At 61.2% G+C, this 18,065-nt stretch carries 11 protein-coding genes; 6 read left to right on the top strand and 5 right to left on the bottom strand.

The annotated features are described in order from the left end of the window. Nucleotides 1-122: 122 nt before the first annotated feature. Entirely contained in the window at nucleotides 123-803 is a 681-nt protein-coding gene (locus HLH35_RS16175) for a DNA methyltransferase (RefSeq protein WP_182980134.1), read from the bottom strand. A gap of 312 nt (nucleotides 804-1,115) precedes the next feature. Here HLH35_RS16175 and HLH35_RS16170 point away from each other — a divergent pair, with 312 nt between their 5' ends. Further along, the gene (locus tag HLH35_RS16170) at nucleotides 1,116-4,415 is read left to right on the top strand and encodes a DEAD/DEAH box helicase (protein WP_182980133.1); all 3,300 of its coding nucleotides are present in this window, start codon (nucleotides 1,116-1,118) and stop codon (nucleotides 4,413-4,415) included. 120 nt (nucleotides 4,416-4,535) lie between these two features. Here HLH35_RS16170 and HLH35_RS16165 read toward each other — a convergent pair whose 3' ends face one another. From HLH35_RS16165 to recD2, 4 genes are read right to left on the bottom strand one after another with little or no spacing between them, the layout of a single operon-like run. Next, on the bottom strand, nucleotides 4,536-6,842 hold the full coding sequence (locus HLH35_RS16165; protein ID WP_182980132.1) for a DEAD/DEAH box helicase: 2,307 nt from the start codon (nucleotides 6,840-6,842) through the stop codon (nucleotides 4,536-4,538). After that, nucleotides 6,839-8,239, bottom strand: coding sequence for an ATP-binding protein (locus tag HLH35_RS16160; RefSeq protein WP_182980131.1), 1,401 nt, complete (start codon nucleotides 8,237-8,239; stop codon nucleotides 6,839-6,841). The genes HLH35_RS16165 and HLH35_RS16160 overlap by 4 nt, the downstream gene beginning before the upstream one ends. Beyond that, complete coding sequence (locus HLH35_RS16155; protein ID WP_338029376.1) at nucleotides 8,236-10,848, bottom strand: TerB N-terminal domain-containing protein; 2,613 nt, start codon at nucleotides 10,846-10,848, stop codon at nucleotides 8,236-8,238. The genes HLH35_RS16160 and HLH35_RS16155 overlap by 4 nt, the downstream gene beginning before the upstream one ends. Beyond that, nucleotides 10,806-12,992 (bottom strand): SF1B family DNA helicase RecD2, encoded by a 2,187-nt coding sequence (gene recD2, locus HLH35_RS16150; protein WP_182980130.1) that lies wholly within the window; start codon nucleotides 12,990-12,992, stop codon nucleotides 10,806-10,808. Before recD2 ends, HLH35_RS16155 begins: the two co-directional genes overlap by 43 nt. A gap of 241 nt (nucleotides 12,993-13,233) precedes the next feature. Here recD2 and HLH35_RS16145 point away from each other — a divergent pair, with 241 nt between their 5' ends. The 5 genes from HLH35_RS16145 to HLH35_RS16125 all read left to right on the top strand — a co-directional run bounded on the left by HLH35_RS16145 (nucleotide 13,234) and on the right by HLH35_RS16125 (nucleotide 18,061). Next, complete coding sequence (locus tag HLH35_RS16145) at nucleotides 13,234-13,422, top strand: hypothetical protein (RefSeq protein WP_182980129.1); 189 nt, start codon at nucleotides 13,234-13,236, stop codon at nucleotides 13,420-13,422. A 13-nt stretch (nucleotides 13,423-13,435) separates the two neighbouring features. Then, entirely contained in the window at nucleotides 13,436-15,142 is a 1,707-nt protein-coding gene (locus HLH35_RS16140; protein ID WP_182980128.1) for a recombinase family protein, read from the top strand. Nucleotides 15,143-15,251: 109 nt separating this feature from the next. After that, nucleotides 15,252-15,617: an antitoxin Xre/MbcA/ParS toxin-binding domain-containing protein gene (locus tag HLH35_RS16135; RefSeq protein ID WP_182950660.1), complete on the top strand. Its 366-nt coding sequence runs from the start codon at nucleotides 15,252-15,254 to the stop codon at nucleotides 15,615-15,617. Beyond that, a complete protein-coding gene (locus tag HLH35_RS16130) occupies nucleotides 15,614-16,132 on the top strand; it encodes an RES domain-containing protein (protein ID WP_182980127.1) in 519 nt (172 codons plus the stop codon). The genes HLH35_RS16135 and HLH35_RS16130 overlap by 4 nt, the downstream gene beginning before the upstream one ends. A gap of 270 nt (nucleotides 16,133-16,402) precedes the next feature. Next, nucleotides 16,403-18,061 (top strand): hypothetical protein, encoded by a 1,659-nt coding sequence (locus tag HLH35_RS16125; protein WP_182980126.1) that lies wholly within the window; start codon nucleotides 16,403-16,405, stop codon nucleotides 18,059-18,061. Nucleotides 18,062-18,065: the final 4 nt, after the last annotated feature.

Below are 18,065 nucleotides of genomic sequence, written 5' to 3'. Positions count from 1 at the left end.
AGCCGGCCCTGCCGGCGAGCGCCTCACGCGCCGGGCATCGGCACGTTCCCGCTGCCGGTCCATCGGGACCGGCGCGATTTTCCGGTCGCCCGACTGTCCGGTAAGATGAAGAAAGGGGCGGCTTACGCCGCCGCCCTCCCTGCCCCGTGCCAAGCCAGCCGGCGGGTTGCCGTCGCGGCATGATCCGGGTCCAGTTCCATGCCCAGCCAGTCGCGCCCAAGATGCTGCGCCGCGATCAGCGACGAACCCGAACCCGCGAACGGGTCCAGAACCAGACCACCTACCGGGCAAAAGGTTTCCACCAGGGACAGGAGTGCCGCCACCGGCTTCTGGGTCGGGTGCAGTTTGTTGCCGCTATAGGGCATGTCGATCACGTCGGGGATGGGGCTTGCCGGGGGTGTCACGTTCCCCTTGGCCAGCAGGTAGGCGCTTTCGTGTTCATACCGGAGAAACCGGGAAGAGGATGAATAAGACTTGCGAAAGACGATATGCCCGACCATACGGAACCCGGCCGCCTTCCAGGCATCAGCGAATAAATCAATCCGGTTCCAGCCATAGAACGAAACGGCAAAGCCACCCCATTTCAGAACACGGTGCATCTGGTTGAACGCAGGCCGGAGCCAGCGCGCATTGTCGTCGTTGCGAACCTTCCGCCCGTCCCTGCCCTGATAGTTCACCAGGTAAGGCGGGTCTGTCAGGACGAAATCCACCGAATTACGGGATAGTGCGCGCATAAGCTGCACGCTGTCGCCGTTGAGGATGGTATTGCGGAAATCGGTCGCCGTGTTGGTGTTGCCGGTCATGGTCTTTGCCCTTTGTTCCGCGAGGAACAGCCCCCGCTGTTCCTCTGCCTCGCGGCGAGCAGCGGGGTAGCAACGGCAAGGGCGGCCGGGCCGGAGGGGGATCGCCCAATCTGCACGAAGCGCAGCGCAGGAAGATTGGGGATACCGGCCCGGACGGCGCCCACAGCGCGCATCCTTGCCGGCGCGGGGGCGGAGCCATTAGCTCTTTTTCTTTCTCGATCGATTTCGAATGCAATCCAGGTTGCCTGACCGGCGTCCCTCGACAGCCATATGTGACTTGTTTCATTGCGTTACGGGGGTGAAGATGCAGCCATGTCCGTCACACCAGATACCGTCCGCCGTGTCCTGCGCTCTTGGATCGCGCTGGAAGTCCTGACCCCTCAAGCCACGCGGGAGTCCGGCTGGAACGACGTGGCTGCGGATCGCGAAGGCCGCGTCAGGAACCGGAGAACCGACGCGACCGACGGTCCGGACCTCTGGCACCCGCCTCGGCCGGACGACTCCACGCCTTGGCCTATCCTGCCCGATCCCCCTCCGAAGCCGCCAATCGCCTCCGTCGAGAGTGATCCGAAGAAGCCGCCGGAATCACAAACCTCGAAAAAGGAGCGTGTTAAACGGCGCTGGTACAACGTCATTCTCGGTGCCATGCCTACGCGAGCATCCTTCGAGCGCCTGAATACCGCCATTGGCGAAAACGACCCTGACGAGGAAGACAAGACCGACCGATCCACCAAGAAGGGCAACGTGATCGCCGCCAGTGTTGTGCTCGACGAATGGGGTATCATGGTGCCCGACACGCTGGCCATCGCCAGTTTTTCCTGGGGTGTGGGCCACATTCTCGGCGGCGGCAGTCCTGCCGGGCTGGCGGAATGGGACCGTGAAGCAGAGGATCTGCAGTCTCGTTTTACCGACCTCCTCACCCCACCAGGGTCTGGCGGTAAGCCGCGCTCCCTGACCTGGACGGATCTGCATGGCGTCGCCAATGAACTCGCGGAGGCGCTGTCTGTGCCGAAGGATCTCTGGATCCCCGTTCCGTGCGTGATCGAGAGCGAGAAAGTTAACGCGCCGAATGGCGACCTGCTCTCCAGCTTCTACCTGCCAGACCTCGGTCGCGCCCTACGAGACGCGGATACTCTCCCTCCTGCCCTCGCCGCCTATCTCGGCCTGAATCCGCCTGCCGCGCCTTGGGACGCGCTCACCGATCGCGCGCAACTGGCGGCCCTCCTTTCGCCCGAACTCTTTCCCCTCGGCCGCTGGCCTGGCCCCGGCCTGCATCCTCTTACCCTCCTGCAACAAGCAGCCGTCAACGCTGTCACCCGTGATCTCGCGACGGAAGGTCTTGCCGCCATCAACGGACCTCCCGGCACGGGGAAAACAACCCTGCTGCGCGATCTGGTTGCACAGGTGATGGTCGCACGTGCCGAAAAGCTGGCCGATATCGAGTCTCCTGCCGATGGTGTCGGGGATCTCGACCTGATGGATTTTGCCATCGTCGTCGCCAGCAGCAACAACGCCGCCGTCGAGAATATCAGCCTCGAACTGCCCGTCCGCGAGAAAGCGCTCGACGAATCTGTCTGGCGGGATGAAGGCCTCGATCATTTCGGGCATACCGCCACCTATCTGCTCGGTCTGAAGCAGGACGCCGAACCTGCGAAACGGGCCTGGGGCCTGATCGCGGCCCGACTGGGCCGGGCAAAAAACCGACATCAATTCTTCGACCGTGTCTGGTGGAACGAGGAATGGGGCCTGAACGACTGGCTCAATCGCGCCGCTTGGCCGAACGCACAGCATCTCAGGGAGCGCAAACCTGGCAAGCTGGCGGAACTCGATCCACCACCAAGAAATCCCGAAGCTATGGCACAATGGCGGGAAGCCAGGGACGCGTTCCGTCAGGCTCGCGACCGTAGCCGAAGGCTGCGGGGCGAGCTAGTTACGCTGTCGCAGGCGGGAGATGCCTTGCGCAAAGCGGAGACGGAACTACCACGGGCTAGCGAGATGCGCGAGCAGCTCCGACAAGATCACGAGGCCGCATCGCGCGCAGTAATAGGAGCAAAAAACCAGGTAAGTGAGGCCGATCGGCTCGAAGGGCTCGAGGCTACAAAACTTACCGCCCTGACCTCCGTTCGGCCCTCATTTCTGTCGAAAATGCTGCGCACCCAGGCGTGGCAGGCGCATGAAAGCGGGATCCGCGAGCAGGTTGCGCGACTGGATGAAGCGCAACGGACGACACGCGATGCCAGAGCGCGGCTCGAATTCGCGATCGCCGAAGATAAACGGCTGGGTGAAAGACATGCCGAAGCGGAAGCACATCTGGAAACGCTGCTGGCCGAGGCGGCACGGTTCGGGCAGCAACTGGAAGATGGACGGCGAGAGCTTGGCGACTGCTTCCCTGGCCCAGGCTTCTGGTCGCAACCGGACGACCTGTTCCAGAAAGGTAGCCCGTGGAATGGCGGGCGATTTCGCCAAGCGCGCGACGAGCTATTCGTGGCAGCGATTCGCCTGCATCATGCCTTTGTAGTTGCTGGTGCCCAACCCCTCAAGCGAGCGCTGAACACGGTCGTCAACGGCTCGGCAAATGCGAGCGCGCAGGACTGGGGTTATTTCTTCCTGCTGGTGCCCGTTGTCTCCACGACCTTCGCGTCGATCGGCCGGATGTTCCATACCTTCATGGATGCGTCGATCGGCTGGCTGCTAATCGATGAGGCAGGTCAGGCCGCGCCACAACAGGCGGTCGGCGCCCTCTGGCGCGCCCGACGCGCCGTGGTGATCGGCGATCCGCTTCAAATCGAACCGGTGGTAACCACACCGGAACATACGACGGCCCTGATCTTCCAGGGCAACGATCTGCTCGCGGAGCCCTGGGCGGCGCCGGAGGTCTCGGCGCAGGTTCTGGCCGACCGCGCAAGCATAATCCAAGGGCGTTTCCCGATTGAAAATCCAGTCTCTGGAGGGCCGATGACCCGGGATACTGGCATGCCCCTGCTTGTGCATCGCCGTTGCGAGAGGCCGATGTTCGATCTCGCCAATCGGATCGCCTATGCCGGACGCATGGTCCATGCCACGGGAGCAGGACGATCGACCATTCGCGAACGGCTGGGTCCAAGCTCGTGGATCGATGTGGAAGCTCCCTCCAGCGGCAAGTGGGTCGAGGCAGAAGGACAGCTTATCGCCACCGCGATCGCCGAACTCTGCCGTATCCAGCCCAAGGGGCCGGATCTCTACGTCATTTCCCCCTTCCGTGTGCCGGCGATGCGTCTGCGGCGACTGCTAACCCAAACGCCAGGCGTCTTGCCCGCATTGAACCAGACTGATCGAGAGGACTGGATCGAACGTCACGTCGGCACGGTTCACACCTTCCAGGGCAAGGAGGCCGAAGCTGTCATCCTCATGCTGGGGGCTGGACGTGGCGCGCGGCCTGGATCACGGACATGGGCCGGCGGAACGCCGAATCTGCTCAATGTCGCAGCGACCCGAGCGAAACGTGTGCTCTATATTGTCGGGAATCACGACGAATGGCGAGGTTCCGGGGTCTTCGCGCGTGCCGCCGAGACATTTCCCGATATCTCCTCCGAAGAATGGATCGGACAAAAATCGCTGGAGGCCGTCTCATGAAACCATGCCGCAATAGGCCGGGGGAATAGTCTGTCCGCCTTTCATCAGAGATATTTGAAAGCGGACATCATACCAATTTTTGGGCGATCCACCTTTTCGACAGGTTCGATCAGCGCCGAATCATTGAAGGGTCATTTTGACTTCGTGAACCGGCGTTGCGCCGGTCGGTAACCGCAAAAGTAGGTCATCCGCAATGATCGGCACGCGTGCGGCGTCGATATGCTCGCTGGCGTAACAACGCGCCAGCAATTCATCCCCTAAATAGGTGTCGTACTTCGCTCGCTTCATGTCTGGCACCAATCTAGCCAGGACTACCGCGTCAGGCCCAGGTCCTGCTGCGAGAGCTCTCAGAGCAGCAATCAACTTACCCTCGTCCTTAGCCGGAACAGTGACCGCGATGCCTTCCGAATTGGCCGTTACGCCGTGAGAGGCGAGCGCCAGCACCAGGGCCAGTTGCGCCCGGTTGCCGACCCAGGGGAAAAGCAGGAGTTCGTCCTCATGGCGGCGCAGGCTGGCATGCCGCAGCCCAAGATGATCGAACATCTCCCGAGCCTCCGTGAGAAGCTCGAGCGCCACCTTGTCGAGAAAGCGGGGAACGGCGATGTCCTCGTAAACCCGGCGCATCTCGGCCACGACTTCATCGGCCGGGGGCAGGCCCTCGCCGCCAAATTTGGGCGGCACGCCGCCGTACGCTCGTGTGACCAGGATCTCCCGGCGCTGGTTGTCGATCTCGAGCACCCGCCACCGACGTCCGGCGAAGATGATGAGTTGCTCCGGCATCACAGGGTTATCGACCGGCAAGGTGCCTAGGCTGCGTCCGCGATCCGTGACGACCTTGAACTCGTCAGGCGTCATGAATACGGCGTAGAATCCACGGTCATTGATGACCCGCTCACCTTCTTCGCCAGGCAAAAGTGTCCCGTCGGGGGCCTGCTCAATAAGCTTAACCTCCGGGTGCTTCATTCGCCGCAGCACGTCGATGTAGAGAGCCTGATCGATTTCGGGGAACACCCGGCTCTCGATCAAGCGGTTCCAGCCCTGTTTGACCGTCAGACCGCCATGTTGGGCGATCAGCGCCAGGATTTGCTGCATCAGCGTGGAGAGATGCAGCCGCCCGACTTGCGACGGCTCATTCCAGCGCCTGAGCATCAGGTTGAGCATGGCGATGGCCTGCACTGTGCTCGGCCGCATGGCGTCGACGGGATGGATGCGCTCGTCGATCGCCATCTCGGTGGTGTAGACCCGCATCACTGAGGACTGTCCGGCACGGCGACCGGAACGTCCCAGCCGCTGACGCATGCCTGAGACAGTGTGCCCTGGCCCGATTTGGCTTACGGAATCGATGTGGCCAACGTCGATGCCCAGTTCGAGGGTCGTGGTAGCGACAATAGAACCTGGCCGATCCTCCTCTTTTAGTCGCCGTTCGGCCTCTTCACGATGCTCACGCGACAAGCTGCCGTGATGAGCGAAGAACTCCTCCGGCACGCCCAATGCCTCGCAGAGTCCACATAGCCTTACGGTGTAGAGTTCAACATTCCGTCGCGAGCCTGCGAAGATCAGACTCCGGTGTCCCCGCAGAGTGTCGAAGAGATGTCTCGCAATCTCCATGTCCGCCGTGTTCTCGGGCACCTCGCCCTCATCTGAACTTTCTCCACTTAGCTTCAGACGCGGCTGGATGTAGCCGCGAACCTGGAGTCTCAGGGCTTGGCTGCCCATCGTGGATTCCAGTATCTCTACACCATCCGGGTTCGGTGGCCGCAGGAAAGCAGCTGACGTCCTCATGTCGGCCAGAGTGGCCGAGAGTCCCACCCGAACCACCGGATGTCCGGCAGCGATCTCGATACGATTGAGCAGAGATTGAAGCTGGCGTCCGCGCTCCGCATCCATGAAGGCATGCATCTCGTCAATCACCATATAGCCGAGGGCAGCGAACAGCCGCGCAGCCTCGTTTCCCCGGCGAACGAGGATGGCCTCCAGGCTTTCCGGCGTGGTCAGCAGGATGCCTTGCGGCCGCTTGCGCGCCCTTTCCTTGACGCTGCCGGCCACGTCACCGTGCCACTTCCAGACTGGGATCTCGACCTCTTCGCAGAGGGTCTCCATCCGACCGAACTGGTCGTTGATGAGCGCGCGCAGAGGGCTGATGTAAATGGCCTCGAACCCGGCACCATACTTACGTTCATCCACGGCCAGCCGCGAAACAATCGGCAGGAAGGCCGCCTCGGTCTTTCCGCTTGCCGTCCCAGCCGCGATGATGAGGTCTCGCTGTCCTTCCAGCAGGACCGGGATGGATCGTTCCTGGATATCACGAAGTTCTGTCCAGCCCTGACGCCAGATCCAGCGCCGGACTCCCTCGTGCAACAGATCGAAGGCCGTCGACGCACCGTCGCCGGAGACTTGCCCGGACGGGTCGGACGGCGCGTCGCTCAAAGCTTGAAATCCGCCAGATCGTCGCCGGGCGAATCATGAGCGGAGTCGGCCGTCGAAGCGGATGTCGCAAGCGGCGAACCCCGATGGCCGTCATCGACAATATCTCCGCCCGCCGGGGACGCGTCGGGCGCGATCTCGGCCTGATTCACCAGTTCCTGCCACTTAGCCTGCGGGTTCTGTTCCAGGATAGCGAGCAGGTCGAGGAAAGCCTTAATGGTGTTGCGGGGTGTCCGGAAATAAGCCTCGCCGATCTTCTGGTTGCAGTGGGTCATAAAGGCTTTGAAAACTTCGTCCGGCACTAGGTAACGGTCTTGGTCGCCATAGGCGAAGACATGCCGCAACTTGCCAAGCAGTATGTAGAGATCTTCGGGCGTTAGGCTCTGAAGCCGGATAACTGGACCGGAGAGATCGACCAGGCCATTGCGGGCGAAGCTGTTCTCGGCCAAGCGGGACCGCAGCGCCTCGTAAGAGTAAAGCCCCCGGCGGCTGTCCATCAGGAATTCGGGCGTGCCGCCGAAGTAAACGCCGAGAGACTCTGCCGAGCCCTGGAGCACGTCATTCACGATACGGAGAATCTGCTCGTAGTTGGCATTGCGCGATTGAGCACTGACCAGCTTGAAAAGGTTCACGCACTCATCGAGCATGACCAGGAAGCCAGAATAGCCTGCCAGGGTCACGAAGCGGCTCATGACCTTCAGGTAGTCGTAAACCGAGGCATCGTCGATGATAGAGCGTACGCCGAGCGCCTCGCGGGCCTCAGTCTTGAGCGTGTACTCGCCGCGGAGCCAGCGAAGTGCTGCTGCCTTACCGCTCTCGCTACCTTCTTCGAAGGCCCGCCAGTAGCATTCAATGACGGTTGCAAAGTCGTAGCCGGAAACGAGTTCCTGAATGGGGAGCAGCCGCTCCTGGATGACATCTCCGACCTTCCGGCCCGACTCCTTCGCCGCAGACTGAGCCTCCATGATGAATCGTTCGACCACGCTGGCCAGCGCCCCGCCATCCTGCTTGGTGCGGGTCGCCATGTTGCGCATAAGCTCTGCGTAGAGACTGCGGGCCTGGCCGCCGCTGGCGTGCAGACGGCGATCCGGAGACAGATCGGCATAGACCACGACCAGCTTGCTCTGCATGGCGATCGAGCGCGCCAAATTGAGGAAGAAGGTCTTGCCCGCTCCATAGTCGCCGATGATGAAGCGGACCGCCGAGCCCTTGTCCGCGATGCGCTTGACGTCCAGCACCACCTGGTTGACCTCACCCGCGCGGCCGACTTGAACGAGTTGGACACCGGATCGCGGCACGACGCCTGCGCGGAGTGCCTGAATGACACTATCGCGGTCCTTGGGCTTGATTTTCTCCGCAGCGCGCGCGCCGTCGGAGACTGCGATGCTAAGTTTGGTCATGGTGCTGCTCCCGGCGCGTCGGCGAGGAGCGCCATATTGATGATCAAAGGGTCACCGTCCTCGATAAGTTCTTCATCGAAAGTATCATAGGCCCACTCGTTGATGGCTTCGAGCGCGCCATCCGGCATCAACCCGAGTTCGTGCGCCTTGACCTCGAATCCGGAGCGTGTCCATTCCGACTGGCTGACCAGTACCTCAAGTAAACGGGCCTGCTCGGCGCCAAGTCCGGCGAAGCTCGTTTCCTGTCCCGAAGCGCAAACAGCGGCTGCGGAAATCGGAATTTCAGGAACCTCGTCCTCATAGATTGGCGCCAGGATTTCCTCGACCTCCTTGGTCTCGCGCAGGATGGCGCCGACCTTGACCATATCAATGGCGATACCGTCCTGTGATTTCGCTTTCGAAGGAGGTGACGGAATCCGGTGGCCGCGCCCCTGCGGCTTGCCGTCCTCGACCATGACCGGTTCCGAGGCATAGGATGCCGTCGCAGCCGCTCCCCGGTGCAAGGCAGCGTAGAGTTCACGTCGGTCCAGGCTGAAGGCTTCATAGAGCCGCTCCAAGGCCACCATCATGCTTCGGTTGATCTCGCCTATCGTCGCGACGGCCGAGACTGCCAGCGCGGCAACGGTGCTTCGTTGCGCAGGCTCTATAGTGCCTGCGATGGCTTTGAGGCGGCCAGGCGTTGGCAAACGCTCTGGAAGCAGCCGCAGGCGGGCCGTGAGCCGAGCCGTCTCATGCGGGGTGAGCCGCAGGCGTATGGTGAGATCCTCGACCAAGTTTGTGCCCAAGGTCAGATTCTTTGCAATCGGGCCGATGGCGGCCATGATCAGGGCGGCGGTGTGGAAGTTGGCACTGAGCGGTATTATGACGCCTTTGGCATCGCTGGCGTAGAATAACATCACGTCCGCGCTCGGCTTGTCACCGCCATGGGTCGGGTCCGGCTCCATGCCGTAGCCTAATCGCATCAGCATGGCTGACATGTCGCGCGTCTGCCGAAGGCCAGCGGCCTGCTTGCCAGCACCGAAGCATCGCAGACCGAGCTCTTTGAGCGGCACGTCGGCAACCGGTCGCGGCAGGCCGTTCAGCCAAGTTCTGAATGCACGAACGGCTTCACCTTCCCCAAGCTCGGGAGGCAACATCAAAGCGGCTGCCACACTGTCGGCACGTTCGCGCTCCTTGCCCGCGACCTTGGCAAATGGGGTCAAATCCTCGCGAGCACCTTCGCAAAGCTTGGTCATTTTGGTCCAGGTCAATTGCGTCGGATCTGGAAGACGATCGAGGCCATCAAACATGACCGAGGCATGGAGATACTGACTTGCTGACCGATAGGTCAGGGCAAGACGGCTATCTTTTTTGTCCCTGAGACGGAAACCATGAGGATATTTCTGGTTGAATCGGTGGCGTGTAAGTTCAATGAACTCCGGACGCGCTCGTGTCATTGCGATGCGTGTCCATAAGCCGCTTAGGTGAGGGGGCAAAGACAGAATGCCTGCCATAGCGAGGTCGAAGTCGAGCGGAATGCCTCGTAGCGCATGCAGGCTCAATTTGACCCGAAGTAACGGGGACATGCCATCTCCCAGAGCGGAGAGATCCGGCTTCCATGTTTCCAGCCCTTGCGTATCAGTCAAGGCTCTTCGCATCTGGATGAAATTGAGAAGCTCGGTGCTGTAGCTTGCAAAAGAGCCGTTATTTCCGAAGAGGCTACGCAGACGTTCCACTTCGGCCACCAATAACGCCTCTTCGGTAGTCGAGGGAGTATCGGCCACCAAGCGGCGCTCAAGCCCATAGAAGTAAAGAAAGGGATAGCCCAATGGGTAGCCCGTGTCGGATTTCCCGCTCGCCAGCCAATGCAAGTAAGTCAATCGCTGATTGGGAGTGATATCGGTGTAGGAGGGCCAATAGCCTAGATCCGAGTTCGTCTGCGGAGGCCCGGACGCAACTTTGAGCGATGGTCGGATAAGGCAGGCCGCCGGGGTGTCGGCGTTCCAGCCTCCGGCTGGGGCTGCGGTCAAGAAGTTGCCGACATAGACCATGCCGCTGGTGATCTCGAAGCCGTGAACCGTGACGCTTACGCCGGGAGGTACCCAGCCTGCGTCGTCTTTCTTGCGGCTCCGGGATTGTCCATATGGTACAAATTCCGCATCGTCGTTGCCGATCATGCATTGGCTGCGCGGGAACTGCATGTGCGCAGCAGGCGGCACGTCCATAGGTGTAGGGGCCTGCTGTGCTGGTAGTGGTGACGACAGAGCGGTGGCGCCCAGTTTCGGGAGATTTGTCTGAGGCATAGCATCAAACTGCGCCGTTCCAGCGATCGCGCTGGCGGTCGATATTTTGGTTTTTTTTACCGATGCGAGAGATGAGGCGGTAGCCTCTTCCTTGACCACGATATTAGCAGCAACCGGAACTTCGGACCCGCTGAAGATACGCCTTAGCCAAGAGAACATGATCTGTCCCGGGAATGATCGCAAGTCCCTTCCAGCAATAGACATTATTCTTCCGCCACGGCAACTATCTGTTCTGACATAAGGTACGACATGAGGGCGGAAGCCAACATTGATGATGGCTCGCATCACGCGCCACTTTGCACCAGCCACTCCTTCAGCTTCGACCACCGCCGCCTCCCGCCCTGGTTCCGCACAGCGATAGCCAGCGCCTTCTTCTGCCCGACCAGCACGACAAGCTTCCGCCCCCGTGTGACGCCGGTGTAGAGCAGGTTCCGCGCCAGCATGGCGTAATGCTGCGTCACCAGCGGGATGACCACCGCCGGATATTCCGATCCCTGGCTCTTGTGGATGGTCGTCGCGTAGGCGAGCACCAGTTCATCCAGTTCTCCGAAGCCATAGACGACCTCCCGTCCATCGAATGAAACGGTCAGTTCGCCTTCTTCGATATCGATCCTGTCGATAACGCCGAGATCCCCGTTGAAGACGTCCCGGTCATAGTCATTGGCGATCTGCATCACCTTGTCACCCGGACCATAGGTCCAGCCAAACCGCTCGACCTTCACCTCGCCTGGCGGGTTCAGCGCCTGCTGCAATTCGATATTCAGCGATCGCGCCCCAAGCCCACCCCGGTTCATCGGGCAGAGCACCTGCACGTCGCGGACCGGGTCTAGCCCGAACCGCGCCGGAATACGATCCCTCACCACCGCCAGCAGTTTGCGCAGCCCGACCTCGGGCTCGGCCGCTTCGACGAAATAGAAATCCGATCCCTCTTCCGCGCTCAGTTCGGGCATCCTGCCCTCGTTGATCCGGTGCGCATTGGTGATGATCCGGCTCTGTGCCGCCTGGCGGAACACCTCGGTCAGCCGCACCACAGGGACAGCACCGGAGCCAATGATGTCGGCCAGCACCTGCCCCGGCCCGACCGACGGCAACTGGTCCACGTCACCCACGATCAGCAGGGCTGCGCTGTCGGGCAACGCGCGCAAAAGAGAGCGCATCAGCAGCACGTCCACCATGCTGGCCTCGTCCACGACCAGCAGATCGCAGGTCAGCGGGTTGGTGTCGTCCCGTTTGAAACTATTATTGGCCGGATCCGTCTCCAGCAGCCGATGGATCGTTTTGCCTTCCAGCCCTGTGCTTTCCGACAGGCGCTTCGCCGCCCGTCCCGTTGGCGCGCAGAGTTGAACATCCGTGCCCTTGGCCACCACGATTTTCAGGATGGCGTTGACCAGCGTGGTCTTGCCCACGCCGGGGCCACCTGTGATCACCAGCACCTTGCTATGCAGGGCAAGACGCACTGCTCCCTGCTGGCTGGGTGCCAGCGCAAGCCCGGTCTTCGTTTCCACCCAGGTCATGGCCTTGTCAGCATCGATCTCGGGCCAGGGCGGCCGGCCCACGGCGCAGGCGCGCAACCGCTCCGCAATGCTCTGCTCCGCGCGATAGAGACCAGCAAGGAAAATGCATCCCGTCTCGCCCACGCTGTCGGCGACCACGTCGCCCGCCTCCAGTTCCAGCGCGAGGGCTGTCTCGATCAGAGGGGCACCGACCTCCAGCAGTTCGGCCGTGCTGGTCAGCAGTTCCCCGACCGGCAGACCGCAATGCCCCTCGTCCATGGCCTCGCCGAGCGCGTAGGAGATCCCTGCCCTCACCCGGATCATGGCGTCAGGCGCGATCCCCATCTTCCGGGCAATCTGGTCGGCGGTCTTGAAGCCGATCCCCCGGATGTCCTTCGCGAGCCGGTAGGGGTTCTCGCTGATCAGTTTGACCGCGTCCTGCCCGTAGGTCTTGAAGATCCGCACCGCCCGCGAGGTGCCGACGCCGTTGCTGTGCAGGAACAGCATGATCTCGCGGATCACCTTCTGATCCGCCCAGCCACCGACAATCCGTTCGGCACGCTTGGGACCGATGCCCGTCACCTCCCGCAGGCGTCCAGGTTCCTGTTCGATCAGGTCGAACACCGCCTCGCCGAACGCTTTCACCAGCTTTTTGGCATAGACGGGACCAATGCCCCGGATCATGCCCGAACCGAGATAGCGTTCGATGCCCTCGACCGTGGTCGGCGGGCTGGCCTTGAGGAACTCCGCCTTGAACTGGAGGCCATGGGTGTGGTCGTTGAACCAGCGGCCCGACATCTGCACGAATTCGCCTGCCGAAATCATCGCGGCATGGCCGACGACAGTGACCAGATCGCGCTGGCCCCGCACCTTCACGCGCAGGACACAGAAGCCGTTCTCGGCGTTGTGGAACGTCACCCGCTCGACCAGTCCCGCCAGCGATTCCGTGGGCGAAGAGTCGGTGGCGCGTCCGCTCATCCGGCCTGCCGGAAGAACGGCACTCCCGTCTCGGTCATGACTCGCCCTCCCCTCTCGTGCCGCCGCCGTAAGCCAGTATTTGTACGACGCGCCTGTATCCGGGACTACCCATAACTACGATTCCGTACGCTGGAGCACTCAGGACAACGCTTTCTCGCATTGCCATTTTCCATTGAAATAACAGTTATCTGTCCGGATCGTGTGTCTGTTTTCCTTGCCATGCGGTCGGAAGAGAGCAACGATGACGGACAGACCCAGCCAGTCCATTGCCCCGGCGTATCGGCCACCCGAGCCCGAGTTGCGGCTCATCCTGCGGCCCAATGCCCCCGACCCGCGCCTTGTAGCGCTTGTCCGCCTCATGGCCGGTCGTGCGGCACGGGACTGGTTCCGGTCGCAGCAACAGGAGCAGCGCCCCCGCTCCGGACCGTAAGGGATGCCTCGTCATGAAGGTCGCGCTCTACGCCCGCTATTCCTCCGACAACCAGCGCGACGCCTCGATCGCCGACCAGCTTCGCATCTGCCGCACCCACGCGGAGAAGCAGGGCTGGACCATCGTCGAGGAATACACCGACCACGCCATCTCGGGCGCGTCCCTGATGCGGCCAGGCATCCAGGCGCTGATCGCCGATGCACAGCGCGGGCGCTTTGCGATCGTGCTGGCCGAAGCCATGGACCGTCTGTCCCGCGACCAGGAGGACATAGCCGGCGTCTTCAAGCGCATGAACTATGCCGGTGTGCGGATCGTCACCCTCTCCGAGGGCGAGGTGTCGCATCTGCATGTTGGCCTCAAGGGCACCATGAACGCCCTGTTCCTGAAAGACCTGGCCGAGAAGACCCATCGCGGCCTGCGCGGCCGGGTCGAACAGGGCAAGTCCGGCGGCGGCAATGCCTATGGTTATGATGTCGTACGCAAGCTCGACGCCAACGGCGAACCGCTCCGGGGCGACCGGACCATCAACCCGCAAGAGGCGGAGGTGGTCCGCCGCATCTTCCGTGACTTCGCGGCTGGGCTGGGACCGCGCGCCATCGCCTTCCGCCTCAATGACGAGGGTATCCCGGCACCAGGCAGTGGTGCGTGGGGCTTCTCGACCATCAATGGCAACCGGCTACGCGGCACGGGTATCCTCAATAATGAGATGTACGTGGGCAGGCTGGTCTGGAACCGCCAGCGTTTCATCAAGGATCCCGACACCGGCAAACGCCAGGCCCGTCCCAATCCGGAATCCGAATGGGTGATCCAGGAGGTGCCGGAACTGCGGATCGTCGACCAGGAACTGTGGGAGGCGGTCAAGGCACGACAGGCGAGCGTCAGCGCCAGCCGCGACACACGTGACACGTCATCGCCCGACCATTTCCGCGAGAAACGCCGCCCCCGCTATCTCTTCTCCGGACTCAGCAAGTGCGGCTGCTGTGGTGGCGGCTATTCCATGATCTCCGGTGCCCTGCTCGGCTGCTCGACGGCACGCAACAAGGGCACCTGCGACAACCGGACCAATATGCGCCGCGAGGAACTGGAGCGGCGTGTCCTCGACGCCCTGCGCCACCACCTCATGGACCCGGACCTGTTCGCCGAATTCTGCACGGCGTTCACCACGGAGATGAACCGGCTGCGCATGGAGGCTTCCGCCGACATCGGCGCGGCCGAGTCAGAACTGAAGCGGGTTGAGCGCGACATCCAGCGGCTGATGGACCTCTATCTTTCCGAAGCGATCTCGATCGACACGGTCAAGGAACGCGGATCGAAGCTCGAAGCCCGCAAGGCAGAACTCAAAGAGTTCCTTGCGACTGCCGAAGCGCCCCCGCCCCTGCTCCATCCCCAGATGGCGGAATTCTACCACCGGCAGCTCGCGCGTCTGCATGACATGCTGCATTCCGAGCTGGACGAGAAACGCCAGGAGGCAGCGGAGGTGATCCGCTCTCTGATCGAGGCGATTATCCTCACGCCGTCCGACAAGGGACTGCAGATTGATGTGCGAGGCGACTTGGCCGGGATCCTGATGATGGCGTCGAGCGGACAAACGAAAACCCCAGCCCGTTTCCGGACTGGGGTTCGTGATGCGTTCGCATCGCAAGTTCAGATGGTTGCGGGGGAAGACAACCAACGATACTTGCGATTGGTGGACCGCGAGATACCCCGTCTCGCTGCATGACAGAGTCACCATGCCAAAGCGCATGGGCATATCCAGCTGGAATCCTTGTCATAGGCAATCTGCCTCATATATGATCCCATATCATGGTCAATATATGAGGCACGCCGTCATGTCCGAGACCACATTCCTCTCCGACGCCTTCGATCCATCCGGGCTGATCGCGGCGGAACGGCTGAGCAATATGCTGCACATCACGAGAGGTGAATTGGCCGCCACGCTGGGCCTGTCGCGTGACGCCGTCTCCAAAAGTGCCCGCCTCGGCCGCCCAGCCACTCAGGCGAGGCTGCGCGACATGGTCGAGATCCTCAATCGCGTCCGACCATGGGCGGGCTCAGCCCAACAGGCTTTCGCATGGTACCGGTCACAACCCCTGCCCTCCTTCGGTGATCAGACTGCCGAGGCGCTCGTCCGGGAGGGACGCGCCAATGCCGTCCGACGCTACCTGGATCGTATTGCCACCGGCGGCTACGCGTGAGGTTTACCGGACGGGTATTCCGGGCTCATAATCCCCGCTGGTCTTTCACCCCGCTATCAGGCGACGGTGCGGCGCTCCACGGTGGACGCTTCAACCCGGTCGGCACACCTGCCCTTTACACCTCACTTCGGATGGAGACGGCCTGGCTTGAAGCCCAGCAGGGTTTTCCATTCAAGCCGCAACCTCTGACCATCTGTGCCTATGACGTCGATAGCGAACCCGTCGTCGATCTGACCGATCAATCCAGTCTTAACGATCTGGGCTTTTGCCTCTCCACCCTGGCCTGTCCCTGGGAAGACCTTGCTGACCGGGGCAAGGCGCCGCCTTCATGGGAACTGGCAAAGGCACTCATGGCCGACGGAGCGGCTGGCATCATCGTCCCGAGCTTTGCTCCCGGAGCAACACAAAATGACAGAAACCTCGTCTTCTGGGCATGGTCAGACAGTCTGCCCTCTCGCGTAACCGTCATTGATGATGAGAGGCGACTGCCCACAACTACAGCGTCATGGTCGTAAGCTGACTGGAGAGTGAAATTGCCGAATGGCGGTCGTCCAGCACCCCGGTTTGGTGCCCGCTATGGGGGGGGAAGCGGAATGTCCGCTGATGGAAGCGGTAAGCAAGAAGCTGCCGTTCACATGCATGATGCTTGGAACCGCCATGCGCTCATGCCGGGCGTTCCGGGGGTTAACCCCGCTTCCAGATAACAGACCTTGCGTTGAACGGCAGCGCTGGCTCTGAATGGTATGGAGATCATCCTATAGGCGAGCCGACGAGGGAACAACACGATGGAAGAACCGAGCACGGCTGCTCTTTTGCGGCAGATCGCAGACTCAGTGGGCTCACGCTATCTCAATCTCGCCTATCAACGCAGCTTTTCGCTCAACGTATTTCAGATGAATGCCGTTGAGCTCATAGAGGCGGCTCAGAGGGTCAAGGATCCTGATCAGGGCATGGCCCTAATGATGGAGAAAAATCGCGAAGCCGGAGTCCAAGCCCATCGCGAACTCAACCGCCACGTCCATAACTTCGTTTCATCCGCCTTGACCCTCGTCGAGCACACACGGATCTTTATGAGGAAGCACTACGCAGGCACCGAACTTTTGGCGGCGTACGAAAAGCAGGTGACGGCGACTTTCGTGCAATCGCCTATCGCGCAGTTTGTCCAGGGCCTTCGCAACTACATGCTGCATAGAGGCCTACCCAACTCCAGCATGTTTATGAAATTTATGGCTAATCCGGGTGCGACGGACGGATCCGGCGCGATGGAAACCGGTGTACACTATGACACAGCTTCGCTTCTAGATTGGAAGGAATGGAAGCCCGTGGCGCGTGCCTACCTGGAGCAGGCTGGGGAACATCTAGACCTTCACGAATTTGCTCAAGAGTACATGACGCTCGTCAATCAATTCCATGGATGGTTGGATGCCACTCTCGTTGCTCACCATCAGTCAGACCTTCAAGAGCTCGGCCAGTTCCAGGCACAACTCCAGGCGATTAGCCCAACCAAACAGCCAGCGTACGCTGTGCCGGTCGAAACGCCGGACTCGGCCGTCGAGCCCTTTGAATTCACGTCGCAGCAGACCACTAAGCTCAGTCAAATTGCCTCGGATCTTCTAAGCAAGATTCGAGAAGTTAATTTTCAACAGACGCCACAGGAGTTTCCGACCGAAAGACCAACCACCCCCATTACAGACCGCGATCTGATCGGGCCCATCACGTTTTGGGGCCAGGAGGCGAGCGGAGAGGCAGCCTTCATGTTCATCCACCACGAAGGCAAATCCTATGGCCTGTCGGCGAACGACTATAGTTCCCTGGATGGTCTGATCGATGCCGTCATGAAATCGGCTTGGGCTCGCGCCAGCCTGAGCCGTGAGTTCGTCGAAAAGGCCTTCATCGATTGGTCCAGGAAGCGATTTGAGGCGGATGGGCCGGCGTTCGCTGTGGCCTTAAGCTCGTCAGCACAAAAGGAGGTCACGGCAGTCGATGTGTGGGCACCGATCGCCAATATGGAGGTCGAAGTGGGTTTCGACTTCGGCCCCGTTCGCATCGAACCGATTACCGCCGCTGTAATGAAGCATCTACGGACCAGCGCACCCTCGCCTCGACTGGAGCAGGAAGAGGAAGTCACAGAATTATTTCAGAAATTGAGACAAGAGATCCAGGGCTATGCCGCCGCGGTGATTTCGATGGAGGCCGAGCCGACGCTCGCTCAAGAGCGCGGGCTGCGTCTTGCTCAAGATGCAGTGGGCTTGCTGCGTTTTTTCTCGCCGGCCGCGAGCAGGTCGTTGCTGTTCAGCTCGGTAGCGCTTATCGGCGCGGAGTACATTCCTACATCTAAGAGACCGTTTGAGAATGTGTTGATGCGGTGGCTTGGGCGTGATTCAAGCTGGGGATGTGGACCCGAGCGAGCCGTGGCCGGATGGCTGGATTTGAGAAGCGATTAAAGCG

This window comes from Gluconacetobacter asukensis, from assembly GCF_014174375.1.
GTDB lineage: Bacteria > Pseudomonadota > Alphaproteobacteria > Acetobacterales > Acetobacteraceae > Gluconacetobacter > Gluconacetobacter asukensis.
This window is presented reverse-complemented; position numbering and strand designations above follow the sequence as displayed.